The organism is Microbacterium shimangi (assembly GCF_043556445.1).
GTDB lineage: Bacteria > Actinomycetota > Actinomycetes > Actinomycetales > Microbacteriaceae > Microbacterium.
The window spans coordinates 69,577-95,334 of the sequence record NZ_JBIGII010000002.1 but is presented as its reverse complement, the minus strand read 5'-3'; the positions used below and the strand labels follow the sequence as shown (position 1 = coordinate 95,334).

Below are 25,758 nucleotides of genomic sequence, written 5' to 3'. Positions count from 1 at the left end.
GCGCTGCCCATCCAAGAGGCGCGCGAGAACGAAACGGCAGCGCGAGCTGCGGTGCTCGGCGCGGAGGGGCGGCATCGTGAGCTCGGAACCGGTCGAGCGGCCGCGCGGCACACTCGACCAGGCCGACCCCAGCGCCTACGTGCGCGAGCGCTCGGTCGACGGCCGGCGTGACGTGAGCTACCCGCCGGCGCCTGAGCCGCTGGCCGTCGGCGTCTACGACAATCACACCCACCTCGAGATCGCCGACGGCGACACCGGGCTGTCGCTCGACGAGCAGCTCGAGCGCGCGGTCGCGGTCGGTGTCTGGGGCGTCGTCCAAGCCGGCGGAGACATCGACTCGTCGCGCTGGTCGGCCTGGGCCGCAGCATCCCACCCTCGTGTGCTGGCCGCCGTCGCCATCCACCCGAACGAAGCTCCCGCGTACGAAGAAGCGGGGGAATTGGATGCGGCCATCGCCGCCATCGACGAACTCGCCGGCCAACCGCGGGTCCGGGCGATCGGTGAGACGGGGCTCGACTTCTTCCGCACCGACGAGGGCGGTTTCGCCGCGCAGCATCGGTCGTTCGAGGCGCACATCGCGCTCGCGAAGAAGCACGGCATCGCGATGCAGATCCACGACCGCGATGCGCACGACGCGGTGCTCGAGACCCTCGCGCGGGTCGGGGCGCCCGACCGCACGGTCTTCCACTGCTTCTCGGGCGACGCCGACATGGCCCGGATCGCCGCCGACCGGGGCTACTACCTCTCCTTCGCCGGCAATGTCACGTTCAAGAACGCCCAGAACCTGCGCGACGCGCTCGCGGTCACGCCGCGTGAGCGGATCCTCGTCGAAACCGACGCCCCGTTCCTCACGCCCGTGCCCTACCGGGGCCGCCCCAATGCGCCCTACCTCGTTCCGGTGACGATGCGCTTCCTCGCCGACGAGCTCGATGCCGACCTCGACGAACTCTGCGCCCAGGTCGCCGCCAACACCCTCGAGGTCTACGGCCCCTTCGCCTGACCCCGTTCGCCCGCGCCGACCTTGCCCGACACGTTCGGCGGAGAATTCCGCTTAGGAGGGCGGGAAACCCGCATCCGCACCTCCGAACGCGAATCTTCCTCCGCTGGTGCGTGCCCCGCAGGCAAGGGGAACGCTTGAGCGCGAGCCTCCGCTGGTGCGTGCCCGGCGGGCGGGAACGACGAAGGGGGCGCCGCCGAAGCGACGCCCCCTTCGAGGAGTTCAGACCGCGTCGGGGCTCGGAGCCTGGATGGCGGCCTGCTGCGGCGCGCCTCCCGACTTGAGCATCGACAGGCGGGCTTCGACTTCGGTGAGCTCACCGACGTCTTCGAGCTGGTTGAACTGCGCATCGATGCTGGATGCGGCGAGCTCCTGCTTGCCCGCAGCGAGGGCCTCTTCGCGACGGATCTTGTCTTCGAAGCGGCCGAGCTCGCTCGTCGGGTCGAGCACGTCGACCGACTTGACGGCGTCGTGCACGCGGTTCTGAGCCTCGGCGACCTTCGAACGTGCGACGAGTTCGCTGCGCTTGGCGCGCAGCTGCTCGAGCTTGCCCTTCATGCCGTTCAGGCCGTCCTTGAGCTTGTCGACGACCTCGGTCTGCGAGGCAATGGTCGGGGCCGCCGACTTGGCCTCGTTCTCGGACGAGATCTGACGCTGCAGGGCGATCTTGGCGAGGTTGTCGAACTTGTCGGCTTCGATCGCGTTGGTCGGGCGCAGCTGGTCGGCGCGCTTGCTGGCGGCGAGGGCCTTGTTGCCCCACTCCGCCGCGGCCTGCACGTCTTCCTGGTAGTCGCGCTCGAGCAGGCGCAGGTTGCCGATCGTCTCGGCGATGGCCGACTCGGCGTCGTGGATGGAGTTCGTGAAGTCGCGCACGAGCTGGTCGAGCATTTTCTGCGGGTCTTCCGCCTGATCGATCAGCGAGTTGACGTTCGCGCGGACGAGGGTGGAGATGCGACCGAAGATGGACTGCTTGGCCATCGGGGTTCCTTCCTGTTGAAGCCTGATTCGAGTGTGTCGAGGGATGCTACGAGTTGCCTGTGACGAACGGGGAGCGAGCGCGGGGGAGCCCGATCAAAAGCGGCCCCCTCCTCGGCGCGACCGGGTGCCGCCGCCCCCGAAGCTGCTCGAGCGGCGGCTTCCGCCGCCGAAGCTGCTGCGACCGCTGCCGCGGCTCGATCCTCCGCTGAAGCCGCCGAACCCGCCGCCGAAGCCCCCGGACGATCGGCCGCCGCCCCCGCTGAAGAGCGAGTCGCCGATGATCCCGCCGAGGAGGGCACCCATGAAGCTCGAGTCGCCGTCGTCGTCCGCATAGATGCTGCCGCCCGACGAGAACCCGCCGACGTCGTCGCGGGCCGACTCGAGTGCCTGGCCGGCGAGGGTGTTGGCTCGCTGAGCTTCGACGAGCGCCTGGTCGGGCTCGGATGTCTGCGTCTGCTGCGCGCGCGTCAGCGCGGCGCCCGCCTCGGCGAGCCGCGTGCGCGCCTCCGAGCCGACGGCGCCGCGACGAGCGGTGATGAAGCTCTCCGCCGCCGACACCTGCCCCTGAGCACGTGACATCTCGAAGCCGAGCTGTTGTGTGACGCGCTGCGAGCGGACCGCGGCATCCCGAACCGACTGCACGACTTCGTCGACGCGTTGATCCGTCGCCTGCAGGGCTTTGATCGTGTGCAACGGGCGGCGCTGAGAGCCGGCGAGATCGGCGCGGGCGGTGTCGAGATCGCCGCGGGTGACGTCGATGACCGCGGCCACACGCCCGTCGGGGTCGGGGAGCGTCATCGCGGTCCGCACGTCTTGCTCGATGCCCTCGACGATCGCGACGGCCTGCTGTTCGCCCGCGACGAGGTCGGTCGCGAGGGTGTCGATCGCATCTTCGAGCACGACCGCCTGCCCGACCGCTTCTTCGGCGGCGCGGATGCCGACCGCTGCCTCGCCGGTGTCTCGGTCGTCGAGGGCGGACTCCGCGGCAGCGAGCTGTGCGTCGGCGAACGCGATGCGCGCTCGCGCTTGCTCGACGTTGTCGTCGACGGTCGCGAGCGCCTCGGGGGCATACGACCGCCGGAGCGTCGTCAGCTTCTCGGCGGACGCGTCGATCGCCGAAGCGGCGGCGGTGCGGGCAACTCTGACACGGGCGAGAGCCGCGGGCGCTTCGGCCTCGAGCTTGCGCAGCTCGTCGAAAGCCTCGGCCTTCTCGTCGAGGTCGTGGTTCGCCTCGGCGCACAGCTGGGCGATCTGCGTGTTCCAGGCACGCACCTGCTCCTCGTCGTCGGGAACGTCGTCGTCGAGCTGCTGCTGGAGGGTGAAGGCCTGCGCGAGCTTGTCACGCGCCGACTGCAGAGCCGCGGCGAACTCGGTGGTGGCCGCGTCGCCGAATTGCGCGGTGGCGAACCCGAGCTCCTGCTCGCTCGCCCGGATCGCGTCGTCGGTCTCGACGAGGGCGGATGCTGCCTGCCGGGCGAGCTCCTCGGTCGGCACCGGTGGCGGGCCGGCCGGCGCTGCGGTCTGGCCGGTGTCGCGCTTCCTGCGCGAGCGCACCACGAAGACCGCGATGACGGCGACGCCGACGACGCCGACGACCACCCAGAGGGCCACCGTCAGACCGCTGGGTCCATCGGGGTCGAGCCCCCCGGTTCCACCGTCGTCCGCGTTCTCGAGACCGGCGGCGGTCGCATCGACAGCGCCGGCCCAATCATCGTTCGAGAGTGCGGGAATGATCCGCTCGTTCTCGATGGCGGTGGCCTGCTCGGGAGTGAGGGGTCCGGCGGAGTCGGCAGACAGGTACAGCTGACGCGTGTCCACGGCGACCGCGAGCAGATACTGCTGGGGGTTCAGCCCGTTGTTGCGCGCGGTGTCGTTGGCCCAGTTCTCGGCGTCGGACGGATCGGTGAACTCGTCGACGTACACGACCCAGAGGTCGAGGCCCGTGTTGGTGCGGAGCTGCTCGATGCGAGCCTCGGCGGCGAACTCTTCGGTGGGGGTCAGCACGTCGGCGTCGTCGAACACGTGGCCGGCGTCGAGAACGACCGGCTCGGTGGCGGCGGCGGTGAGCGCGGGCCCGCCCGCGACGAGGGCGACGGAGAGGGCTGCGGCAGAGGCCCAGCGCGCGCGCAGTCGTCCCCCTCGGAAATTCGTGCGGACGGCCACGCACCGAGTCTATGCACCGGGGCGCATGCTCGATAGCGGATGCTGCCGCCCGGCGTGGCCGCCTCTGCCCGCGGAGGCGTCGGTCTAGGCTCACCCGGTCGAGAGGAGCACCGTGGACGATCGCTATGGCGCAGACGTGCTGGCGGCGGGGTGGCGGAAGGCCGGGCGCAAGGTCGTCCCGGAGGTTGCGGCGTCGCGCGACCTCGTCGTCGAGGTCGCCGCCGACGGGTACGTGGGAGCCGTGGTCGGTGTGGCCTCCGGCACGGTCGAGCTCGAAGACCGGCATGGGCGCGCCCGTCTGTTCCCCCTCGGCCCTGGGTTTCTCGTCGACGGTGAGCCGGTCGTGCTCGTCGTTCCGAAGGCGGCCACCACCGGAACCCGGCGGACGGCCTCGGGATCGTTCGCTCCCGCGTCCGAGCGCGCCCGCGTGGCGCGCGCCAGCCGAATCCTCGTGGAGGGGCGTCACGACGCCGAGCTCGTCGAGAAGGTGTGGGGGGTCGACCTGCGAGCGGAGGGCGTCGTGGTCGAGTATCTGCAGGGGGTCGACCTGCTCTCCGATCTGCTCGACGCCGAACCGCCGTCGGCCGAGCGGCGCTACGGCGTGCTCGTCGACCATCTCGTCAAGGGCTCGAAGGAGTCGCGCATCGCCGAGGCAGTCGCACGGGGCCCGCACGGCGCGCACGTGCGGATCGTCGGACACCCTTTCGTGGACGTGTGGCAGTGCGTGACCCCGCAGACCATGGGCATCGAGCGCTGGCCCGAGATTCCGCGCAGCATCGAGTGGAAGACCGGCATCTGCCGTGCCTTCGGCTGGCCCGCCGAAGACCAGGCCGACATCGCCCGCGCGTGGCAGCGCATCCTCGGGCGCGTCACCACCTTCCGCAACCTCGAGCCCGCCCTCCTCGGCCGCGTCGAAGAGCTGATCGACTTCGTCACCGTCGGCCCCTGACCGGCGACCCATGTCCCGAATTTCGCAACGATGAGGCCCATTCCTTGCGAAATTCGGGACATGCCCGCTGTGGGGACGCGGGCGGCCCTCGCGTAGCCTGGGGGGATGCCCGATTCCCCACCCGAGCCCGTATTCCGCGAGCGGCCGGTGTCGTTCGTGGTCCGCAGCGGCCGAATGTCGGACGGCCAGGAGCGCGCGTGGGCGGCCTACTCGGACGTCTACCTGCTCGAGGTGCCGCGTGGCAACGCGGTGTGGAGCGTTCGCGCCGGGTCGGCCATCGATCCCGCCGTGGTGTGGGGCCGTGAGGCCCCGCTGATCGTGGAGATCGGGTCAGGCCAGGGTCACCAGATCATCCACGCCAGCTCTTCGCGCCCCGACGTCGACTTCCTCGCGGTCGAGGTGTTCCGAGCGGGTCTTGCCCGGACGATGCGCGACGCTGCCGAGGCCGGTGCGCAGAACCTCCGCCTCGTCGAGGCGAATGCGCCCGAGGTGCTCGAGCATCTGCTGCCGGCAGCATCCGTCGACGAGCTCTGGGTCTTCTTCCCCGACCCGTGGCACAAGTCCAAGCACAACAAACGCCGCCTCATCGATGAGGAGTTCGCCGCCATCGCCGCTCGTGCGGTCAAGGACGGCGGGATGCTGCGCCTCGCCACCGACTGGGAGCATTACGCGCGCCAGATGCGCACGGTCCTCGACGACGCCCCCGGATTCGACCGGGCCTTCGAGGGGGACTGGGCCGAGCGGTTCGACGGTCGCGTGCTCACCGCCTTCGAGCAGAAGGGTGCGCGGGTGGGGCGCAGCATCCGCGATCTTGCGTACCGCCGGACGACGGGGGCAGACGCATGAAGACGCCCATCGCCGTCGAGGCGCCCCGCGCGACGTGGACGTGGTCGCTCGGGCCCGCCCTGCTGGTGTGTCTCGCCGCCCCCGCGTTCTTCGTCATGCGCCTGCCGTGGCTGGGCTGGGTGCTTCTGGCCGCTGCCCTCGTCGGTGCGTGGTTCGTCGACCGCCATCATGGCGTCGCGATCCGGCCTGCTCGGCGAGGGAGCGACGAGAAACCGCCGCCGAGCCTGTTCCGCGACCTGTCGCTCATCGCCGTCGGTCAGCTCATCGTCAGCGCGATCGATCTGCGCGCCGAGCTCGACAACCTCGCGTTCCTGCGGTTCACGCTCGCCCTCGGCGGCGCCGTCGTCGTGCCCTACGTCATCTCGCGGTTCGTCTATCGCGACTACGCGATCCGCTTCCCCTGGCGCGGCGGCGGCCGGTGGACGCGCGTGCAATGGATCTGGCTCGTCGCCGTCCTGGCGCTCGGGTGGCTGATCCTGCCGTTCTACTTCATCACCTCGGGCGTCTACATGAACTGGCCCGTCGTCAACACGCCCGAGCTCATCGCACGGTTGTTCATGGGCGTCGGCGCGGTCGGCATCTGGGACGAACTCTTCTTCATCTGCACGGTCTTCGTGCTGCTGCGCCGGCACGCGGTGACGTGGCAGGCCAACGTGTTGCAGGCCGTCGTGTTCGTCGCCTTCCTCTGGGAGCTCGGCTACCAGGCCTGGGGACCGGCGTTGACCGTTCCGTTCGCCCTGCTGCAGGGAATCGTGTTCCTGCGAACCCGTTCGCTGGCCTACGTCGTGACCGTGCATCTGCTCTTCGATGCGGTCGTCTTCCTCGTTCTCGTACACGCGCACAATCCCGGATCGTTGCCCGTTTTCCTGGTCTGATCGCGTGAATACTGGAACCTCTCAGGGGCCGCGGGGTACACTTCGGAAGCCGTAATGTCGCGGGGCTCCTCTTCGCGGATGCCCTAGCGCGCACGGACCGCCGCAGTCTCCCTTGCGAAAGGCCCCCCGCGTGAGCGCACCCCCCGGTGAAGTGAACACCAGCGAACCGACCGTCGCCGTCGTCCCCTCCAAGGGATCGGAACAGCCGCGGGTGCGTCGCTCGAGGGTGCACCGGATGCTGCGACTCGCCGCCGCAGATCTGTTCCGCGCTCCGCGTGGAGCCGTGGCGAAGATCGAGCGCGGCGCGTTCCGCAAGATCGTGCTCCTGTGGGCCGTGGCACGGTCGACGAGTCTCGCCTTCCTCTGGGCCGCGTACGAGATCGCCCGCTCGCTGGGATGGACGCACGGACCGGACGGTCAGCGGATCGGCACGTTCCTCGACTTCATCACCGAGTGGGATGCCGACCGGTACGGACAGATCTCGACCGAGGGCTACCCGATCTCGCTGCCCATGAACGTGCAGGGCGACATCATGCCCAACAACTGGGCGTTCCTTCCCGTGTTCCCGAGCCTCGAGCGCGTGTTCGCTCCGCTCGTCGGAGGGTCGTGGCAGTTCGCCGGCGTCGGCATCAGCATCCTCGCCACCCTCGGCGCGACGTGGGTGCTCTACCTGCTCATGCGCCGCACGACGACGCCGAAGGCGGCCTGGTGGGCGACGGTGTTCTTCTCGTTCGCGCCGCTGTCGTTCGTGTTCGTCCTCGGCTACGCCGAGTCGTTGCTCATGCTGCTCATCTTCACCGCGCTCCTGCTCGCCCACCAGCGGCGTTACCTGCTGATCGCACCGATCGGTGTGATCGCGGCGTTCACGCGCCCCGGGGCTCTCGCGATCGCGTTGGCGCTCGGCATCCTCTTCCTCGTCCGCTTCTTCCGGCGACGCGTCGACCCGTTCCCGCGCATCCAGGTGATCGGCATCCTCGTGGCGGGTCTGCTCTCCGCGACCGCCGGTCTGCTGTGGCCCGTCATCGCGCAGGCGGTCACGGGTACACGCAACGCCTACATCCGCACCGAAACCGGGTGGTGGCTGCAGTCGGTCGGCAACGACGAGTTCATCCCGATGACGCCCTGGTTCCGGCAGGCCGGCACGCACCTCGGCATCATCGGCATCATCCTCGTCATCGCGCTCATGATCGGGTTCGCGATGCTGCTGTGGTCCCGACCCGTGCGCCGGCTCGGCATCGTCGTCGTGTCGTTCGCGCTCAGCTACGGGCTGTACCTGTTCGCCGTGTTCCTGCCGCAGCAGAGCACGTTCCGTCTGATGGTTCCCCTGTCGCCGCTTCTCGGTGACGAGCGCCTGTCATCCACGCGTCGCCGACGGACCGGCATTTTGATCGGATGCATCGTGCTGCAGGCGGTCGCCGTGTGGACTCTGTGGACGGTCAACCACCCGTAGCAGGGGGGGCTCAGAGCCAGCGCTTCGAGCGGAAGACGGCGTAGAGCGTCACCGACGTGGCGACCATGAGACCGACGGCCAGGGGGTAGCCGAATTCCCAGCTGAGTTCGGGCATTGTCTCGAAGTTCATGCCGTAGATGGTGCCCACCAGGGTCGGTGCGAAGAGGATCGCAGCCCACCCCGAGATCTTCTTGACCTGTTCGTTCTGCTCGAGCGCGGTCTCGGTCTGACGGTGCGTGACGAGGGTCGCGTTCACCGTGAGGGCGTTCTCGAGGATCGCGCGGAACGCCGAGAGCTTCTGGCACACGACCGTCACGTGATCCAGCACGTCGCGCAGTGAACGCTGCAGCTCGAGGTCGACCCGGTACTTCTCCGCCCCGCGTTGCAGCGACTCCAGCATCGCGGCGAGTGGTTCGGCGGCTCGCTGGAACGCGATCACCTCGCGGGACAGATCGTAGATCCGCCGCGAGAGGGCGGCGGCGCCATCGCCGAAGAGCGAGTCCTCGATCTCGTCGATGTCGTTCTGCACCCCTTCGACGACGGGGGCGTATTGATCGACGACCTCGTCGAGAATCGCGTACAGCACGGCCTGCGTGCCGAGCGCCAGGAGTTCGGGCTGCTCCTCGAGTCGCCGCCGCACCCTCGCGAGGTCGGGGTTCTCGGCGTGACGGATGGTGACGACGAAGTCGGGGCCGACGAACACGTGCAGCTCGCCGAACTCCACCGTCTCGGTCGCGTCGATGTAGCGCGCCGGCCGGAGGACCGCGAAGAGGATGTCGCCGTAGCGTTCGAGCTTCGCGCGCTGGTGCCCGGCAAGCGCGTCTTCGATGGCCAGCGGGTGGAGCGAGAACTCCGCGGCCACCTTATCGAGCTCCTCCGGCGTCGGGCGGACGAGACCGATCCACGCCATACCGCTCTTCTCGCGCATGTACTCGAACGTCTGGTCGAGGCTCTCGGGGTTCTCGATGCGCTGGCCGCCGACATAGACGGCGTTATCGATGATCGGCATTCGCTCAGTCTCGCTCACGCCGCGGCGCGCGGGGTTCGTCCTGACGGGATCCATACGCGAATCGGCCGACATGGCACACCCGGACACGGCGCGCGACGGCATGGCCGCTCTGCCCCGCGTGGTCCAGGGTAGGGAGATGACCAGCGATGACCGACCCGGTGAGCGCGCCGCGGACAACGCGGCACCGGGGGTCGACGAGGAGCTCCGAGAAGACCGCTACGTCGGCGGGCGCGACCTCACTCGTTGGCGTACGCGGGTGGGCGACGCGATCGCCGCCTTCGCCCGGTGGGTCGGGGCACGGATGGGGCCCTACACCGCTCTCGTCATCACCCTGCTTGTGGGCCTTGCTCTCGTCTTCCTCCTCAGCGTGGCCGCCGTGGAGGTCTACGACGCGGTCGCCGACGAAGACGGCGTGGCCGGTATCGACGAGCCGCTTCTCCTGTTCATGCTCGGCCTGCGAAGCCCGGGGCTCGATGTCGCCGTCACCGCCTTCACCGACGTCGCCGGCACGATCGGTATGCCCGTCATCGCTGCGCTGGGCATGGTCGCCCTCGGTCTCACCCGCCGCTCGTGGACACCGGTGGTCATCATCGCCGCTGCAGGCACCGGCTCGCTGCTCATGACGATCGCCGGAAAAGAGCTCATCCAGCGGGAGCGGCCGCCGCTGATCGACGCGGTTCCGCCGTTCGAGTACTCGCCGTCCTTTCCAAGCGGTCACACCCTGAACGCGGTCGCCGTGGTGGGGGCGATCGCGTATCTCCTGGTCTTGCGTCGCACCTCTCGCGGCGCTCGGATCGCCATCGTCGGGGGAGCGGTGGCGTTCGACGCGCTCGTCGGAATGAGCCGGGTGTACCTCGGCCACCACTGGTTCACCGACGTCTTGGTCGGGTGGATTCTCGGCGCCCTGTGGCTCGCTCTCCTCATCACCGCTCACCGGCTCTACCTCACGATCCGCGAACAGCCACGGCATCGCCCGGCAGCCATATCCTGAGACCGATGGATCTCAGCCCGGGGGAGTGTGCATGAGCACTGTGCATGATGTGACGCGCCGCGAGGCGATCGCGGAGTACCGCGTCGTCGGGGCACCGCCCGAACCTGACCTCGAGGGTCTCGTGCAGCTCGCTGCCCGCGTCTGCGGGGTGTCGACCGCGGTCATCAACATCATCGACGATCGCCGGCAGCACCAGATCGCGGCCGTCGGTTTCCAAGCCTCGGTCTGCAGCCGGGAAGACTCGATGTGCGCCGTGGTCTTCCGCGAGCCGGGTCACCTCGTCGTGTCCGACGCCCGCGAAGACCCGCGCTTCGCCGACAACCCTTTCGTGACGGGCGAGATCGCCAGCGTGCGGTTCTACGCCTCGAGTCCCCTGATCACCCCCGAGGGCATCCCGATCGGAACCCTCTGCGTCTTCGACGAAGAGACCGGTGAGCTGACCCCCGAAGACAGCCGCGCGCTCGCGCTGCTCGCCCACCAGGTGGTAGACGTCCTCGAACTCCGCCGGATCACGCGCGAACTCGGGCAGTCGAACGAACAACTCGAAAGCTTCGCGAGTCAAGTCAGCCACGACCTGCGAAACCCCCTCACCGCCATCGCGGGTTTCATCGAGCTGGCGGCCGACAGCCCCGAGCTGGCGAACGCACCGCGGGCTGCGCGCGCTCTCGCGCGGGCGGAGTCGGCGGCGGCGCGAATGGACAAGATGATCGCCGACCTGCTCGAGTACGCGCGGCTCGGGGGATTGCAGCCTCGCCGTGACGAGGTCGATCTCGTCGATGTCGTGCACGGCGTCCTCGAAGACCTCCACTCCGCGGTCGAAGAGAGCGGTGCGACCGTGACCGTCGACGCCGCGGTCGACGTCGTCGGCGACGCGACCCTGCTGCGGGCTCTTGTGCAGAACCTGGTCGCCAACGCCGTGAAGTTCAGTCGTGCCGCGGGGATCGTCCCGCACGTCGAGGTGCGGGCACGCGCGCTCACCGGGGGCTGGCGCATCACCGTCGACGACAACGGCCCCGGCGTTCCGGCCGAGCAGCGCGAACGTGTGTTCGACCTCATGGAGCGGGGAGGCGCAGAAGACGTTCCCGGCCTCGGCATCGGGCTGTCGACCTGTCGCCGCATCGTCGAGGCGCACGGCGGACGCATCGGCATCGATGCCTCACCCACCGGCGGCGCGAGCGTCTGGATCGTGCTGCCCGATGTGGTGGGCTGACGGGAGCGAGCGGATGCTGCGGCGGAGGCCGAGCGCCGAACGGTGACCTGGTGTCGCATCGGGCATCCTCTTCGAGCCCGCGTGGGAAGCATCCGTCTGAAGGATGACGCGGAGATGCGCGCGGCGCGGTTGACTGTTGCAGATGCCGAACCGCGCTTTCCGTCCTCTCCCGTTCCTGGTCACGCTGGTCGTCTGCATTCCTCTCGCCGTGCTCGTGGTGTGGCCGCAGGCGTTCGGGGCGCAGATGGTGCCCATCGTGTCGCAGGTTGTGGCCTTCCGTGCGCCGCTGGCTTTGATCCTGGGCGCCAGTGCCGCCGCCTTCGCTGGCATCGCTCTCGCGCGTCGACGGTCAGCGGTCGCCGCCGCACTGGCGATCGCTCTCGCAGCAGCATCCATCGGCCACGGCGCGATCCTGCTGTCGCGCGGCGGCGGGGGACCAGAGCCCCGGGGTGACCTGACCGTTGTGGCCTGGAACACGCTCGGGGGTGGCGCGACCCCCGAAAGCATCGCGCGGCTCATCGCCGAAACCGATGCAGACATCGTGAGTCTTCCCGAGACTGACGAACGGGCGGCGGCCGAAGTCGCTCGACTGGTCGCACGAGACGGGCGACGGATGTGGGTGGACACCGCGTACGGCGAGTCGGGTCGGTCGCGTATCCCGACGTCGGTGCTGATCGCCGAACACCTCGGCGAGTACCGCGTGGACAGAGCGGCGGGGTCGACTCCTGGGCTGCCGAGCGCTGTCTGGAAACCGACGGACGAGAGCGGGCCGACGATCGTTGCCGCGCATCCGATGCCCCCTCTCCCCGGAGACCTCGGCGACTGGCGGCGTGGTCTGCAGTGGATCGCGGCGCAGTGCGGCGACCCGGACGTGATCGTGGCCGGCGACCTGAACGCCACAATCGATCATCTCTGGGGGCTCGGCGATCGCGACGGACTGGTAGGTCTCTGCCGCGATGCGGCCTCAGAGGCCCACAGCGCTGCCGCCGGTACCTGGCCGACGGGGGCGCCTCCGTGGCTCGCGGCCCCGATCGACCACGTGCTCGTCGGACCAGCGTGGATCGCGCGCGGGTTTCGGGTGGTTACGTCTTTCGACGACTCCGGAAGCGACCACCGCCCGATCGTGGCCGTTCTCGACGCGCGCTGAGCGCGACCGCTGTGCGCGATCGCGCTACGCCATGGAGACCGCTCGCGCCGGCGCGACCGTGTCGTCGACATCGTTCAGGTCGAACATCAAGCCGCCCGACGTCGCCGCCTGATTCGCCAACGAGCGCAGCAGATCGGGGTCGAGGAGCTCGGGCTCGACACCGCTGAAGACGAAGCGCAGCGGGATCGCGGGCTGCACCCACACCGTGGTGCGTCCGCCGGGCGCGTCGTCCGGGTGCCGCCAGGTCAGGGTGAAGCTCTCACCGCGGCGGAGCTTCGCCGCGATCACGATCTTCACGTGCGCGAGAAGTCGGTCGGGCAGCTCGATCGGTGTCGATCCGCCCCCGTAGAAAAGTTTCGCCATCGCTCTTGCCGTCCTTGATTCCGGGTGAATGGGCGCGCCTAGAACGAGGCCCCCCGCCTGCAACGGAATATCCGTAACCGGCGAGGATTCGGATTGGGTCAGGCGAGGGGAATGAGCTTGTCTTCGCGGTAGCGGTCGAAGAGGGCGGTGAAGGAGTCGACGGTGCGGTGGTGCACCGCGAATCCGGCCAGTCGCGATTTGCTGATATCGGTCACGACCTCCATCTCGCGTCCGAGGTCGGCATCGGTGTGCCACCACGACGCGACGCGAGACAGATCGGGCTCCACCAGGCCGTTCGCCCGAACGATGCGCTGCCAGACCTCGTCCATCCCGGCCATCCGACGCTCGAGCGGCTGCGGTTCCGCCTCCGGTCCGACGGGCTGCACACCGAAGTACTCGGCGATCCGCGCCCACATCCACCGCCAACGGAAGACGTCGCCGTTGACGACGTTGAACGCCTGGTCCCGGCCCGCTTCAGATGTCGATGCCCAGACCATCTGCTCGGCCAAGACCGTGGCATCCGTCATGTCCGTCAGGCTGTTCCACTGCGTGAGCGAGCCGGGGAAGACGAAAGGAAGCCCGAGTTCGCGGCAGATCGATGCGTACGCCGCGAGGGTGAGACCGATGTTCATCGCGTTGCCGACGGCGTGACCGATCACCGTGTGCGATCGGTGCACCGACCAGGTGAACCCGGCGCGCTCGGCGGCGGCGAAGAGTTCGTCCTCCTGGGCGTAGTAGAAGTTGGGCGCGTCGAGGCGGGCCTCCTCCTCGTGGAACGGGGTGTCGGGCATGTCGCCCTGCCCGTACGCCTCGAACGGACCGAGGTAGTGCTTCAGACCGGTGACGAGGGCGACGTGCTGCACCGGAGCGGCAGAGAGCGCGGCGAGGAGGTCGCGGACCATGCCGCCGTTCACGGCGATGTTCTGCTCCTCGGTCTCCTGTCTCGACCACGCGGTGAAGAACACGTGGGTGGGTCGCTCATCTGCCAGCACCCGTGCGAGGTCGTCGGCCGAGCGCAGGTCGGCCGAAAGCGGCCGCACTCCGGGACGCCCCGAGATCGGCCGCCGAGATAGCGCCGTCACCGCCCAGCCGCGATCGGTCAGCAGGTCGACGAGGGCGGAGCCCCCGATACCGGTCGCGCCGACGACGAGTGCGCTGCGCGCGCCGCTATCGGTCGAGCGGCGGGCGCCGGTCTGAGCGGAGGATCGAGGCTGTTCTGTCGCGGGGGTCACCCCCGGGTCAACGCACGCGGGGGTGACGAATTCCTCAGGGTGGGTCGCGGCGGTGGAGGCGGGCGTTGCTCACCAGGCCTGAAGGGCTCGCGCGCGGTACCAATGCAACAGTGCCTCGAGCGCGCCCTGGTTGTGACCGCTGGCGGGGGTGTCGCGGTCGAGGTCGGCGAAGACGTCGTTGTATCCCGGGATGGAGTTCTGCAGAGCCGAGGTCATCGGTCGGTGCTCCATCGCCCAGTAGGGGAACCGACGCTCGTCGATGTGCTCCTCCACCAGCATCCTGATGTCGGTGTGGCGGCGATCGTCTGCGATCACCGACATGCGCTCGCGCACCGAGCTTTCGGGGCCTTCGAGAACCTGGAGGAAGCGCCCATCGCGATGAAGAAGCAGGCCGGTGAGTGCCGCAGCTCTATTGTTGGTGCGCGAACTCATCAGCAACGCTTCGAGGTCGGCGTCGTCGAACGTGGTCGATGCGTTGCTCGAATACACCAGAGATAAGAACGTGTCTTGCGTCGCGACCATGATTGCCAGTCTGGCTGAAATTCGCGAGTCGTGTGCGCGTCAGGCAGCCGTGCCGCCGACGGGGGCCGCGAACTCCTCGAGGGCCGCGACCGTCTCGGGCGACAACTGCGCCTTGCTCGCGGTGACGGCGTCGTCGACCTGCCCGGGCCGCGAGGCGCCGATGATCGCGGTCGTCACGACCGGGTCGCGCAGGACCCACGCCACGGCGAGCTGCGGAATGGAGAGCCCCGCTTCTCTGGCGACGACGTCGATTCCGCGGATGCGGCGGAGGTAATCGTCGGTGAGCGCCGACCCGGTGAGGAACCGACTGCTCGCGGCCCGGGAGTCGGCGGGCACGGCGCCGTCGATGTACTTCGCCGTCAGCAGCCCCTGGGCGAGCGGCGAGAAGACCGCGCTGCCGACCTGAAGCTCGCGCAGCAAAGGGAAGAGCTCGGCCTCGGGTGTGCGGTCGAACAGCGAGTACCGCGGCTGGTGCAGGAGCAGCCGCACACCCTCGGCGGCGAGCAGCTCGTAGGCGCGGCGTGCCAGCGGCGCCGGGTAGTTCGAGATGCCGACGTAAAGCGCTTTTCCGCTGCGCACGATGTCGGCGAGTGCGTGAACGGTCTCTTCCAGCGGGGTTTCGGGGTCGGGTCGGTGCGAGTAGAAGACATCGACGTAGTCGGTGCGCATGCGCACGAGGCTCTGCTCGAGCGAGCGCAAGAGGTACTTGCGCGAACCGCCGTCGCCGAACGGGCCGGGCCACATGTCGTACCCCGCCTTGCTCGTGACGAACAGCTCGTCGCGGTAGCGGCCCAGGTCGCTGTCGAGCACGGCGCCGAACGTCGACTCGGCCGCACCGTAGGGCGGGCCGTAGTTGTTCGCGAGGTCGATGTGCACGAGGCCGCGGTCGAACGCGTGCAGCAGGATCTCGCGCTGGCTCTCGATCGTGCGGTCGCCCCCGAAGTTCTGCCAGAGTCCCAACGACACCCGGGGCAGACGCACGCCGCTCGCGCCCGCGCGGGCGAAGGGCGCGTCGTCGTAACGGGTGGCGGCGGCGGTGTGGGCGGATACCAGGCGGGAGTCATCGGCGGCGATGGGCATGTTGCTCCTCGAGGATCGGCGGGGTATGCAGGGGAACTCTGCCACATCCGCAGTGGGTGCGTCGCTCGCGAGCGCGGCTCAGGCGCGGTCGTGGAGGGTGGTGTGATACCCGGCGGGTCGACAAAGGCGAACGTCCGGCCGAACGGTCCGTCGACCGGCGCCCCGAGAAACCCTCGGCGTCAGGGCTGCAGGCGCTCCGTGCGCCAGCCGCTCCCGTCGGTCGAGTAGCGCAGTCGGCGGTGCATGCGATCGCGGCTGCCGTGCCAGAACTCAACGGTCTCGGGAACCAGTCGGAATGCGAGCCATTCGGAGGGTCGGGGAACGTCGTCGCCGAAGCGGTTCAACATCGCGCCGGCGGCCTCGATCAAGCCCTCGAGCGTCGACGAGTCGTCGAAGGGAACGGATTGGCGGGCCGACGCCGTCGCAGCCCGCGAGGCGGGCGACCGGTCGGCGAACAAGGCGTCAGACTCCGCCTCCGTCAGCGTCTCGATCCGTCCCTCGAAGCGCAGCTGCTGCATCGACTCGCGCCAGTAGACCTGCAGCGCGGCGCGGGGGTTCTGTGCGAGCTGCCGACCCTTGGGGCTCAGGGAGGACGAGCCGAAAACGAGCCCTCTGTCGTCGATCCGTTTCACGTCGACCGTGCGCGCCGAGACGGCGCCGTCGGCGGATGCGGTGGCGAGGGTCATCGACAGCGGCTCGCGCACGCCGCGGTCACGGGCGTCGGACAGCCACTCCTGTGCGAGGGGAAGGGGCGCCGCCGGCGGGCTGTCGAACTCGGGCAGGGCCAGTGTGTGATCGCCCGAGAGGGGCGCATTCTCACCGTTCGTCATGGTGCGACGCTACCTCGCCCCTGCGACGGCCGCCGAGCGGCGGCACCCCGCATCCGCACCCCGTAGGCTCGAGCGCTATGGCTACCGGGGCGACGATCCACACTTTCGACGTGCAACTGGCCGACGTCGATCGCGGTGTCTATGACGAACTCAGCCTTCGCGTCGCGCGTCATCCTTCCGAGACCGATGCGTACATGGTCACTCGCGTGCTCGCGTACTGCCTCGAGTTCGAGGAGGGCATCGCCTTCAGCGACGGGCTGTCGCAGGCCGACGAGCCCGCCGTCGTCGTGCGCGACCTGACCGGCGCGTTGATCGCGTGGATCGAGGTCGGGGCGCCGGATGCTGCGCGCCTGCACCACGGCAGCAAACTCGCCGAACGCGTGGCCGTCTACACCCACCGCGATCCCGCGAAGGTCGCCGCGCCCTGGGCGGGGAAGAAGATCCATCGTTCCGATGAGCTGCGGCTGGTGAGCTTCGACCCCGGTTTCATCGACTCGGTCGTCCCCGCGCTGAGCCGGCGCAACACGATGACGGTGTCGGTCACCGAGCGACAGCTGTACCTCGAACTCAACGGCAAGACCTTCGACGCCGCGATCCACGACCGCGGAGTCGACGGGGTCTAGCGTCGCTTCGGCTTGTCTTCGGCCGACCGGGGTGGCATGACGGCGACGTCGAGCCGTTCCTGACCGGCGCGCGATGACCACTCGTGCGCGACGCCTTCGGCCGCGCGCAGCGACGCGCGCACCGCCCGGTTGTCGGCCCACGAGTTCAGCACGTGCCCGGCGTGGCCGCGCACGTGCTCGAGTGTCGCCGGCGGAAGACCGGCGGCTTTGCGCGCGTCGCGCGCTTCGATCAGCAACTCGAGGATCTCGCGGTTCTTCGTCGGCGCACCCGTCGAGGTCTTCCAGCCGCGGCGGCGATGGCCGTCCATCCACGACTCGTACGTATCGATTGCGTACTTCGAATCGGCCTGCACCCGCAGGAGCGGCAGGTCGGCGTGATGCTGCAGTGCGCGCAACAGTGCCAGCAGCTCGCCGATGTTGTTCGTCCCCTGCAGCACGGAGCCTGCTGCCCACTCGCCGTCTTCGCCGACCCACGCCCACCCCGCGGGGCCGGGGTTGCCTTTGCACGCTCCGTCGGTGGCGACGATGTACTCGGTATCGGGTGCGGGGGAGTCGGGCATTCCAGAAATCTTGTCACAGGCGCCGCTGCGGCGCCCCACTCTCCCACCATTCGAGCACGCGCATGGCGATGAGCGTCAGCCAGCGAGACGGCTCTCCCTCGGGGGCGTCGACGTCGAACCAGGTGCGCCCCGCGAGCGGTGTGCCCTGCGGCCAGGTTCCGTCAGACAGCCGCGCGGCGCGCACCACCTCGATCGCGTCGGTCAGGCGCGCATCGGGCTCGACGCCGTCATGAAGCGCGGCCTCACGGAAATGGTCGAGTGCCGTGAGGGCGCTGTAACGGTACCGGTGGGGGTAGACGAGGTGCGTCACGAACGGGCCGACCATCTCGCCGGTCGACGCGCGGAACATCAGCCTACGCTCGAGCAGGTATTCCTCGCCGCCGTGGCGGACATCGCGCGCTGCCGTGTCGCCGGTGATCTTCTCGTAGGCGAGGAGTCCGCGCAGGGCGTTCAGAGTCGAGTGGAACGACGACCGCGTCGAGTCGCCTTCGTCGGCTTCGCAGTTCCATCCGCCGTCCGCCAGACGGTGCTCCGCGAACCACGTCGCCAAACCCGAAACGTCGGCGCCGAGCCAGGCACCGTTCGCGAGGGTGAAGGAGTTGATGCAGACGCCGACCTCCCCTCCCCAGTAGGGCAGGTCGTCGTACTCCCACCGACTGTTCGTGGCGAGCTTGTCGGCCGTGTCGGCCAAATACGCAGCATCCAGCCCCCATTCCCGCAGGTCTTTCAGCGACCAGGTCGTCGCCGTCCAGGGCTGCCCGGGCGACTTCGACTCCGCGCTGCCGAAGTACCCGGCCGGAAAATATGCGCCACCCTGCCACTGCCCATCGGCGTCTTGCTTCGACAGCAGTTCGGCACCGAACCCCTCGACGGCGACACGATCGCGCGTGGCTTGCCACACGGCGGGAGGCGCGTGGACCAGATCGCGCTCGACCTGCCAGCGCAGCGCCGGGTCGGATTCGAGCAACCAGTCGAGCACCCGCGGATCGGTCGTCATGGCCGCACGATACTCGGCGGCGGCGACACCGAAAAGGGTGCACGCTGCGCGTGGCGATGTCCGAAAGCATCCGGTCGTCAAGCCACTGCGGTGTGCGCGTCGGGAGTGCGAGGGTGAACGGACGTGAGACGAAGGGAACCGCGATGACGAGCGACACGCAGAACCACGCAGACGACGAGATGCCCGACACCGAAGAGCTCGAAGAGCCCAGCACCGAGAAGGCGCCGGGCGACGAGCCCAAGGGTGGCGACGACCAGGCCGAGCCCAGCCACGAGGCGGTCGGCATCGGCGTCATCGGCGGCCCGCAGGTCGACGAAGAGGCGATCGGCTGAGAACAGTCGGCGAACGAAACCGCCCCGGACCGACTCCCTGAGAGAGTCGAGCCGGGGCGGTTTCGTCATGAACGGATGCTGCTACGACACCTTCGCGCGACGCCGCGCCGCGACGGTTGCTCCGAGCGCACCGATCGCGATCAGGCCGAGCGCCCACCAGGCGGTCTCCCATGGCGCCGAGCCACCCGTCGCCGGGAGCGTGTCGGGTCCGGTCGGCGGCAGAGGCGACGACGTCGGGGTGGGTGTCGGTGTCGGTGTGACGACCGCGGCCAGGGTGATGGGTCCCACCGGTGCGCTCGTTGCCGACGACGGCACGTAGCCCGACTTCGAGCCGGTCACGGTCACGGTGACCATCGATCCGACGGTGTCGGTCGGAACGGTGAACGTGTTCGCCGTTGCACCCTCGACCGCCTCGCCGTCGAGCTCCCACTGGTAGGTGAAGGCGGTATCGGCGGGCCAGCCGTCGGTCACGGCAGTGAGTGTCGCTCCGACCTCCGGCGTTCCGGTGATGACCGGGCGCACGGATTCCAGTGCGTACTCCTGCACGGCGAGCACCGACTCGCAGTCGAGGCAGGTACCGCCCAGGGTGGCTACCGCGGCGGTGGTCGTGATCTCGCCGCCCGATGCGGCATCCGTGACCACCGCGGTGAAGGTCGCCGTGGCGGGTTCACTGCCCACGGGTGTCAGCGGGACGGCCCAGGTGAGCGTGGTGCCGTCGAGGGTCACGCCGGCCGGAAGCGCTGCCGTGTCGATCGTCGCCTTCGTGAGCAGGTTGCCGACGTCGACGGTGACCACGGACGCTTCGAGCGGGATGAGTCCCGTGTTCGTCGCGGTCAGGGAGTACGTCACCGTGTCGCCCCGCTCGAGTTCGCCGGTCGCGGGGAGGGACGTGAGGCCGAGGTCCAACTTCTCGGGCCATGCGGGCTTGCCGGCCTCGAGAATCCAGTCCTGGTAGAACGCGGTGAGGTTACGCCCCGAGAGCTCCTCAGCGAGGGCCAAGACGTCGGCGCCCGTCTTGCTCGTGCCCGCGAAGCGCAGTTGCCATTCCTCGATCATGGCGAAGAACGCGTCCTCGCCGATCGCGATCCGCAGTGCCTGCCAGAACTGCGCCGACCGGTCGTAGGTCTGGAATTCGTACAGCGTCGCGGAGTCGGTCTGCGCGCCCGGGGCGATCGACCAGCTCTCGTCGTCGGCCGGATTCTCGTTCCACGCCCCGAACTGCACGCTCTCGGACGATTCGGTCTCATCGCCGAAGCCTTCGGTGCTGTCGTAGTAGTACTCGCCCCACGACGCCATGCCCTCGGCGATCCAGATGTCGGTCCACGTGGTCGGCGCGACGCTGTTGCCGTACCACTGGTGGATGAGCTCGTGGTAGAGCGTGGTCGACTCCAATCCGCGCGCGCTCGGGAAGAACGATCGGTCTTGCGTCTCGAGGGCGTAGCCGATGCGCGGGACCGAGTCGACGACGATGCCGGTGCTGTTGCCCGGGTAAGGGCCGTACAGCGTCTCGAGATCGCGGGTGATCTCACCCAGGCGGGCGGCCTGTGTCGCGAAGATCGTCTTGTTCTCGGCCGTGGCGCTCGAGTCGATGAACGACCACGAGGGGATCGTGCGGCCGCCGCTGAGCGCGAACTGCTCCTCGATCACGTCGAAACGACCGATCGAGATGATCGCGAGCTCAGAGGCCATGGGCTTCTTCTGATCCCACACCCACGTGGTGCGGGCGCCGTCGGCGGAGGGCGTCTTCGACGCGAGCTCACCGTTGCTGACGGCTGCGCCGGGGCTCGGCGCGGTGCCCGCGGCGTTGTTCAGCGTCGTGGGGATGTCGATCGAGAACGTGTAGGTCGCCTTGTCGGCGGGGGTGTTGTTGTGCGGGTACGCCGTCATGCTTCCGACCGGCTGCCCGAGCATGGTGGCACCGTCGTTCGTGCGGTTCCATCCCTCCAATGAGGTGTCTGCGTCGACGTGGGTGCTGGGTGCCCCGTGGTAGGTCACCTTCGTCGTGAACTCGCCGCTGACCGGGGTCGCCGGGGTCACGATGAGCTTGTATTTGATGTTCGAGGGGTCGACGTCGCGTGTCCACGCAGCATCCACACCGTTGACGGTGACCGCATCGATCTCGAGGCCCTCGAAATCGAGCGAGAAGCTCTTCAGCGGCTGGGCGGCGGTGGCCGTCATCGTCGAGGTCGCGACGATCGAGCCGGCGATGGTCGACGCCGTCTGGGTGGCGTCGGGTGTCCAGGCGAGAGCGACGTCGTAGTCGAGCGCGTCGTAGCCCCCGTTGCCGACGTTCGGGAACATCGCGTCACCCGACGTTCGCGCACCATCGATGGGGTCGGCTGCCGAGGCGGCGGGGGCGGATGCTGCGGCGATACCCGCGGCGAGGAGAACCGGCAGGGTGAAAGCGACGAGCCGTCGCCGGTGAAGAGCTCGAGATGTTGTGCGGGTTGTCATTGACCGTCTTCCCTCTGAACGTCTGATGGCCGGCCGCTCCGGGCCGGCGCCCTCAGGTTAGGGTTCGCGCGTTTCGGTGCTGTGACGAATGCGTGCCGTCTGGACGCGGGGTCCGCGGCATCTCCCTGCCATTGCGGAGGAGAACTCACGTTCGGAGGATGGATGCTGCGTCAAACCCCCTCCGTAGCTGAAACCTCCTCCGAAACTGCGGGTCGATGCGGGAACGGGCGGGAGGCGCCCGGGTGAGCAAGACTGGGGGCATGGCTACTCCCTCGCTTGACGCACTCTTCGACCGCATCTCCGACGGCGGGCTGCTCGATGACCCCGTGGCAGAGCACGGCATCGTCTACGGGCGCGCCAGTCTCGACGCCGCCGGCTCCGACGTGATGGTCAACGTCGATCCCGAGCTCGACGACGAAGACGAGGATGAAGACCAGGACGCCCCCGATCTCGACGCTCTGATCGAGGGGATCACCCGCACGCTGTCGATGACCGAGCTGCAGTGGAAGGCCGTGATCGAAGCGGTCGTCACCGAGATCGAAGACGCGGTGGCCGATCCCGCGATCGCCGAGCAGATCGATCTACGCGACGACCTCGAGGCGAAGTCCATCGTCGTGTTCGCCGATGCCGTGCTGCTCCGCTTCGAGGCGCCCCGCCAGTTCCCCGAGTCGCGGATCCTCGCGCAGCTCGACGAGAACTGCGAGGTCGAGACCGTCGAGGTCGAGGCGAACGGCGAAGGCTGACGCCGCCGCCCCGATCATCGAGGGGATCCCGGATGCTGAGGACGACGAGCCCGATTCTGGTCCTCAGCATCCGAAATCTCCTCGGAGTTCGGGAGACCACGCGGATGCTTCTCGTCGCCGGCGTTCGCTAGCCTGTTCGCCATGGGTGCATGGAGTGGCGAACCGTTCGGAAACGACAGTGCGGGCGACTGGGCGTGGGACCTGAAAGAGCAGACGACGTGGGACGCCGTCCGTGACGCGCTCGCCGCCGTCGTCGACACCGATGGTCCGGTCGACAGCGATGACGCGACCACCGCCATCGCGGCGGCGGAGGTGGTCGCCCACGGGCTGGGTCGGCCGACGCAGGTGGATGCGTACACCGCAGACGTCGCGGCTTTCGCCATGCGGGCCGGTGCCCCCGGCGGCGACGTCGTGGAACTCGCCGTGCGCGCGCTCGCGGAGGCCACAGACCCCGAGGGCGAACTCGCCGAGCTGTGGGAGGACGACCCCGAGGAGTGGGACGCCGCGAACGCGAAGCTCCGCGCCGCGCTCGAGGGCTGACGCGCGCGTCAGATCGTCGCGAGCAGCGCGGTTCCGAACACGAGCGCCGCCGCCCCTAGGACCAGCGCCGCCGCCGTCGCGATGATGGCGACGATCAGGATGTTGCCCGCCACGGCGAGGACCGCGGCTGCCCAGGTGGGCATGTCGCGGGAGTGCTTCGTGACGAGTGCGATCGGTGCGGTGAGGGCCATGTCTGCGAACCTACGGAGGCGTTATCGGGCGCACATCCGCCGAAAGTAGCCCGGCCATCCCCCTGCGGGATGACTCCGCGGTTGCGTGTCGCCCGGGCGTGTCGCTAGGGTGGCGAAGCTGTGCCACCGGCACGGCGCAAGGCAGGCCGAGAGGACGACGACATGAACCCCCAAGGGCTCCGTCGCAACGCATCGGGTCTGGAACCGCAGTTCCAGCTCCGTTACGAGTCGTACCCTCCGGCGCCGGTCGTGTAGCAGCATCCGCTTCTCCCACGCCCCGCACCGCACAGGTTCGGGGCGTTCTTTCTTTCGCAGCAGCGTCGAGAACGTTTCTCCGGGCCCGTGATCCCGCCGCTGAACCGCGCGCTCACGTGCGCACCAACGAAGGAAAGAAACCATGCAGAGGCTCTCGAACCGCCTGCTCTCGTGGGCGAGCCTGATCGACGACAAGACCGTCGACCAGGCCCGCACCTCGTCGGGCATGCCGTTCATCTACCCGCACCTCGCGCTCATGCCCGACGCCCACCTCGGGCTCGGCGCGACCGTGGGGTCGGTCATCCCGACGCTCGGGGCCATCATGCCCGCGGCGGTCGGCGTGGACATCGGATGCGGCATGATCGCCGTCAAGACGCAGTTCACCCTTGCCGATCTGGACGGGCGCGACCTGGCCCCGTTGCGCGAGCAGATCGAGCGGTCGATCCCGCTGTCAGCGGGCCGCGACAACCGCAAGATCGCCGCGACCGCTGAACCGCGAATCGCCGAGCTCGAAGCGCTCGCCGAGACCGCCGGCTTCGACCCCGCGAAGTACGCCGGGCACTGGCGCAACCAGCTCGGGTCGCTCGGCAGCGGCAACCACTTCATCGAGGTGTCCGTCGACGAGACGGATGCGGTCTGGATGTTCCTGCACTCCGGATCGCGGGGCGTCGGCAACAAGATCGCCCAGCACCACATCAAGGTCGCGCAGAAATTGGCGACGCGGTGGTGGATCGAGTTGCCGCACCCCGACCTCGCCTACCTCGTCGAAGGAACGCCGGAGTTCACGGCGTACATCCGAGAGCTGAGGTGGGCGCAGCACTTCGCCCTGCTGAACCGTGAAGAGATGATGGACCGCGTCTCGAACCAGCTCGGCCGCTTCCTCGGGGTCGAGGTGGAGGAGCAGGAGCGGATCAACTGCCACCACAACTTCACCGAGTCCGAGACGCACTTCGGCAAACGTGTCTGGGTGTCTCGGAAGGGCGCGATCATGGCGGATGCGGGGCGGCCCGGGTTGATTCCGGGGTCGATGGGAACCGCGTCGTACGTGGTCGAGGGGCTCGGCAACGTGCTGTCGCTGAATTCGTCGCCCCACGGCGCCGGGCGGGAGTACTCGCGGTCAGCCGCCCGAAAGACCTTCACGCACGAGCAGCTGCGCGAAGCGATGGTGGGCATCGAGTACCGGGACACGGATGCTTTCCTGGACGAGATCCCCGCCGCATACAAGCCGATCGATCAGGTGATGGCGGATGCTGGCGACCTCGTGTCGGTGCGACACGTGCTGCGGCAGCTGGTGAACGTGAAGGGCGACTGAGTGAGAGATGAGGGTCGGGCTTCGGCTCGGCCCTCTTCTTTCATCCGCCCCACCTCAGGCGTGCGTCGGCAGCGCGTGCGACCGGCCCTCGCGTGCCGCGACGGCACGGACGCTGAAGAGGCCGGCCGCGGCGGCGAACGCCGCGCATAACGCGAGGGTCGCGACCATGACGACTTCGGCGAGGGGGCGTTCCACATAGGAGTAGGTCGAGGTCGCGGCATCCCACACCTGCTCTTCGACGGCGTAGCCGGCGCCGGCCCAGAACACGACAGGAATCAGCGCGAGAAAGGCGAGCGCGAAGAGCGAGAGCAGTAGCGGGCGGCTCGGGTGCATGCGCCCAGAATGACAGAGCCGCAGCCTCGGTGGGTGAAATTCGGAACTCGGGGGTGACGCAGGCCGCCGCGCATACGGCAGGATCGGGCGAAGAAACCCTTCTGGCCGGTCGTGACGTCTCATCTGGAGGAAATCCGTGACCTATGCTCCCGCTCCGCAGCCTGGTGCATCCCGCAATTCACCGCCGCTCGCCTTCCCGCTGTACGGGGCCTCGTTCGGGCAGGCGTTCGGTCGGTTCTGGAAGAAATACGCGACGTTCTCGGGACGCGCCAGCCGCAGCGAATTCTGGTGGTGGTACCTCGCGAATGTCTGCGTCATCCTCTTTCTCTACGCCTTCATGGCAATCGGCGCCGTGGCAGGCGCGACCTACGATCCCGTGACGGAGAGTTCCCAGCCCGGCCCGCTCATCGGCGTCGGAGCGGCACTACTCGTTCTGTGGTCGCTGGCGACGATCGTGCCCATGCTCGCCCTTTCGTGGCGTCGACTCCACGATACGAACCGTTCCGGCGCGTTCTGGTTCCTCGGGTTCGTCCCCTTCGTGGGCGGAATCATCCTCCTCGTCTTCTTCATCCTCGACAGCAACCCGGAGGGCGCGCGCTTCGACGCATGACCGGACGGTGTGAGGGGCTCCGGCCAGACCAAGCCGCCGCTCCGTAGCCGGGAGTCGGCACCCGGCTCGCGGATCGATCACGCGGATCTACACGTCGTCGAACGATTCCTCACCGGGACGCCAGACCATCCGCCGAATCGACTCTCAGCAATCTGTTCGCCCGCCG

The 25,758-nt window shown here is 68.8% G+C and carries 27 protein-coding genes; 14 read left to right on the top strand and 13 right to left on the bottom strand.

Annotated features, from left to right (window positions below):
* The first annotated feature begins 76 nt into the window (after positions 1-76).
* A complete protein-coding gene (locus tag ACFXQA_RS00965) occupies positions 77-1,000 on the top strand; it encodes a TatD family hydrolase (protein WP_394517916.1) in 924 nt (307 codons plus the stop codon).
* A gap of 219 nt (positions 1,001-1,219) precedes the next feature.
* On the opposite strand, the gene ACFXQA_RS00960 is transcribed toward ACFXQA_RS00965, so the two are convergent.
* Together ACFXQA_RS00960 and ACFXQA_RS00955 are read right to left on the bottom strand one after the other, a co-directional pair.
* Positions 1,220-1,975 carry a PspA/IM30 family protein gene (locus ACFXQA_RS00960; protein WP_394517915.1) on the bottom strand — a complete coding sequence of 252 codons (756 nt, stop codon included), beginning with the start codon at positions 1,973-1,975 and terminating at the stop codon, positions 1,220-1,222.
* A 93-nt stretch (positions 1,976-2,068) separates the two neighbouring features.
* Positions 2,069-4,138, bottom strand: coding sequence for a TPM domain-containing protein (locus tag ACFXQA_RS00955; protein WP_394517914.1), 2,070 nt, complete (start codon positions 4,136-4,138; stop codon positions 2,069-2,071).
* A 112-nt stretch (positions 4,139-4,250) separates the two neighbouring features.
* On the opposite strand from ACFXQA_RS00955, the gene ACFXQA_RS00950 reads away from it, so the two are divergent.
* The 4 genes from ACFXQA_RS00950 (at position 4,251) to ACFXQA_RS00935 (ending at position 8,258) form a co-directional block, all read left to right on the top strand.
* Positions 4,251-5,087, top strand: coding sequence for a DUF3097 domain-containing protein (locus ACFXQA_RS00950; protein WP_394517913.1), 837 nt, complete (start codon positions 4,251-4,253; stop codon positions 5,085-5,087).
* A 105-nt stretch (positions 5,088-5,192) separates the two neighbouring features.
* The gene (gene trmB, locus ACFXQA_RS00945; protein WP_394517912.1) at positions 5,193-5,933 is read left to right on the top strand and encodes a tRNA (guanosine(46)-N7)-methyltransferase TrmB; all 741 of its coding nucleotides are present in this window, start codon (positions 5,193-5,195) and stop codon (positions 5,931-5,933) included.
* Positions 5,930-6,808, top strand: a complete 879-nt coding sequence (locus tag ACFXQA_RS00940) for a CPBP family intramembrane glutamic endopeptidase (RefSeq protein WP_394517911.1) — start codon at positions 5,930-5,932, stop codon at positions 6,806-6,808. The genes trmB and ACFXQA_RS00940 overlap by 4 nt, the downstream gene beginning before the upstream one ends.
* Before the next feature lie 130 nt (positions 6,809-6,938).
* A complete protein-coding gene (locus tag ACFXQA_RS00935) occupies positions 6,939-8,258 on the top strand; it encodes a threonine/serine exporter family protein (protein WP_394517910.1) in 1,320 nt (439 codons plus the stop codon).
* Between the two features lie 10 nt (positions 8,259-8,268).
* On the opposite strand, the gene ACFXQA_RS00930 is transcribed toward ACFXQA_RS00935, so the two are convergent.
* A complete protein-coding gene (locus ACFXQA_RS00930; protein ID WP_394517909.1) occupies positions 8,269-9,267 on the bottom strand; it encodes a magnesium and cobalt transport protein CorA in 999 nt (332 codons plus the stop codon).
* Positions 9,268-9,403: 136 nt separating this feature from the next.
* On the opposite strand from ACFXQA_RS00930, the gene ACFXQA_RS00925 reads away from it, so the two are divergent.
* The 3 genes from ACFXQA_RS00925 to ACFXQA_RS00915 all read left to right on the top strand — a co-directional run bounded on the left by ACFXQA_RS00925 (position 9,404) and on the right by ACFXQA_RS00915 (position 12,615).
* Positions 9,404-10,258, top strand: a complete 855-nt coding sequence (locus ACFXQA_RS00925) for a phosphatase PAP2 family protein (protein ID WP_394517908.1) — start codon at positions 9,404-9,406, stop codon at positions 10,256-10,258.
* Positions 10,259-10,289: 31 nt separating this feature from the next.
* The gene (locus ACFXQA_RS00920) at positions 10,290-11,468 is read left to right on the top strand and encodes a sensor histidine kinase (RefSeq protein WP_394517907.1); all 1,179 of its coding nucleotides are present in this window, start codon (positions 10,290-10,292) and stop codon (positions 11,466-11,468) included.
* A gap of 142 nt (positions 11,469-11,610) precedes the next feature.
* Positions 11,611-12,615 carry an endonuclease/exonuclease/phosphatase family protein gene (locus ACFXQA_RS00915; protein ID WP_394517906.1) on the top strand — a complete coding sequence of 335 codons (1,005 nt, stop codon included), beginning with the start codon at positions 11,611-11,613 and terminating at the stop codon, positions 12,613-12,615.
* Between the two features lie 24 nt (positions 12,616-12,639).
* Here ACFXQA_RS00915 and ACFXQA_RS00910 read toward each other — a convergent pair whose 3' ends face one another.
* The 5 genes from ACFXQA_RS00910 to ACFXQA_RS00890 form a co-directional block, all read right to left on the bottom strand.
* Positions 12,640-12,978 carry a DUF7882 family protein gene (locus tag ACFXQA_RS00910; RefSeq protein ID WP_394517905.1) on the bottom strand — a complete coding sequence of 113 codons (339 nt, stop codon included), beginning with the start codon at positions 12,976-12,978 and terminating at the stop codon, positions 12,640-12,642.
* Positions 12,979-13,076: 98 nt separating this feature from the next.
* Entirely contained in the window at positions 13,077-14,210 is a 1,134-nt protein-coding gene (locus tag ACFXQA_RS00905; RefSeq protein WP_394517904.1) for an SDR family oxidoreductase, read from the bottom strand.
* 69 nt (positions 14,211-14,279) lie between these two features.
* On the bottom strand, positions 14,280-14,732 hold the full coding sequence (locus ACFXQA_RS00900; RefSeq protein WP_394517903.1) for a BLUF domain-containing protein: 453 nt from the start codon (positions 14,730-14,732) through the stop codon (positions 14,280-14,282).
* A gap of 39 nt (positions 14,733-14,771) precedes the next feature.
* Positions 14,772-15,812: an aldo/keto reductase gene (locus ACFXQA_RS00895; RefSeq protein ID WP_394517902.1), complete on the bottom strand. Its 1,041-nt coding sequence runs from the start codon at positions 15,810-15,812 to the stop codon at positions 14,772-14,774.
* Positions 15,813-15,991: 179 nt separating this feature from the next.
* Entirely contained in the window at positions 15,992-16,642 is a 651-nt protein-coding gene (locus tag ACFXQA_RS00890) for a pyridoxal 5'-phosphate synthase (protein ID WP_394517901.1), read from the bottom strand.
* Between the two features lie 77 nt (positions 16,643-16,719).
* On the opposite strand from ACFXQA_RS00890, the gene ACFXQA_RS00885 reads away from it, so the two are divergent.
* On the top strand, positions 16,720-17,265 hold the full coding sequence (locus tag ACFXQA_RS00885) for a YaeQ family protein (RefSeq protein WP_394517900.1): 546 nt from the start codon (positions 16,720-16,722) through the stop codon (positions 17,263-17,265).
* Here ACFXQA_RS00885 and ACFXQA_RS00880 read toward each other — a convergent pair.
* On the bottom strand, positions 17,262-17,825 hold the full coding sequence (locus ACFXQA_RS00880) for a ribonuclease H family protein (protein WP_394517899.1): 564 nt from the start codon (positions 17,823-17,825) through the stop codon (positions 17,262-17,264). The genes ACFXQA_RS00885 and ACFXQA_RS00880 overlap by 4 nt on opposite strands.
* A gap of 13 nt (positions 17,826-17,838) precedes the next feature.
* Complete coding sequence (locus ACFXQA_RS00875) at positions 17,839-18,822, bottom strand: squalene cyclase (protein ID WP_394517898.1); 984 nt, start codon at positions 18,820-18,822, stop codon at positions 17,839-17,841.
* A gap of 143 nt (positions 18,823-18,965) precedes the next feature.
* On the opposite strand from ACFXQA_RS00875, the gene ACFXQA_RS00870 reads away from it, so the two are divergent.
* The gene (locus tag ACFXQA_RS00870) at positions 18,966-19,154 is read left to right on the top strand and encodes a hypothetical protein (protein ID WP_394517897.1); all 189 of its coding nucleotides are present in this window, start codon (positions 18,966-18,968) and stop codon (positions 19,152-19,154) included.
* An 81-nt stretch (positions 19,155-19,235) separates the two neighbouring features.
* On the opposite strand, the gene ACFXQA_RS00865 is transcribed toward ACFXQA_RS00870, so the two are convergent.
* Positions 19,236-21,608 carry a M1 family aminopeptidase gene (locus tag ACFXQA_RS00865; protein ID WP_394517896.1) on the bottom strand — a complete coding sequence of 791 codons (2,373 nt, stop codon included), beginning with the start codon at positions 21,606-21,608 and terminating at the stop codon, positions 19,236-19,238.
* Positions 21,609-21,868: 260 nt separating this feature from the next.
* Between ACFXQA_RS00865 and ACFXQA_RS00860 the strand changes: the two genes are divergently transcribed.
* Both ACFXQA_RS00860 and ACFXQA_RS00855 read left to right on the top strand, forming a co-directional pair.
* Positions 21,869-22,351 (top strand): cytochrome C5, encoded by a 483-nt coding sequence (locus ACFXQA_RS00860; RefSeq protein WP_394517895.1) that lies wholly within the window; start codon positions 21,869-21,871, stop codon positions 22,349-22,351.
* Positions 22,352-22,492: 141 nt separating this feature from the next.
* On the top strand, positions 22,493-22,891 hold the full coding sequence (locus ACFXQA_RS00855; protein ID WP_394517894.1) for a DUF4259 domain-containing protein: 399 nt from the start codon (positions 22,493-22,495) through the stop codon (positions 22,889-22,891).
* 8 nt (positions 22,892-22,899) lie between these two features.
* Here the strand turns inward: ACFXQA_RS00855 and ACFXQA_RS00850 are convergent, their stop codons facing one another.
* Positions 22,900-23,082 carry a hypothetical protein gene (locus ACFXQA_RS00850; RefSeq protein ID WP_394517893.1) on the bottom strand — a complete coding sequence of 61 codons (183 nt, stop codon included), beginning with the start codon at positions 23,080-23,082 and terminating at the stop codon, positions 22,900-22,902.
* 397 nt (positions 23,083-23,479) lie between these two features.
* Between ACFXQA_RS00850 and ACFXQA_RS00845 the strand changes: the two genes are divergently transcribed.
* Complete coding sequence (locus ACFXQA_RS00845; protein ID WP_394517892.1) at positions 23,480-24,649, top strand: RtcB family protein; 1,170 nt, start codon at positions 23,480-23,482, stop codon at positions 24,647-24,649.
* 54 nt (positions 24,650-24,703) lie between these two features.
* On the opposite strand, the gene ACFXQA_RS00840 is transcribed toward ACFXQA_RS00845, so the two are convergent.
* Positions 24,704-24,982, bottom strand: a complete 279-nt coding sequence (locus ACFXQA_RS00840; protein WP_394517891.1) for a hypothetical protein — start codon at positions 24,980-24,982, stop codon at positions 24,704-24,706.
* Between the two features lie 136 nt (positions 24,983-25,118).
* Here ACFXQA_RS00840 and ACFXQA_RS00835 point away from each other — a divergent pair, with 136 nt between their 5' ends.
* Positions 25,119-25,592 carry a DUF805 domain-containing protein gene (locus ACFXQA_RS00835; protein ID WP_394517890.1) on the top strand — a complete coding sequence of 158 codons (474 nt, stop codon included), beginning with the start codon at positions 25,119-25,121 and terminating at the stop codon, positions 25,590-25,592.
* Positions 25,593-25,758 lie beyond the last annotated feature (166 nt).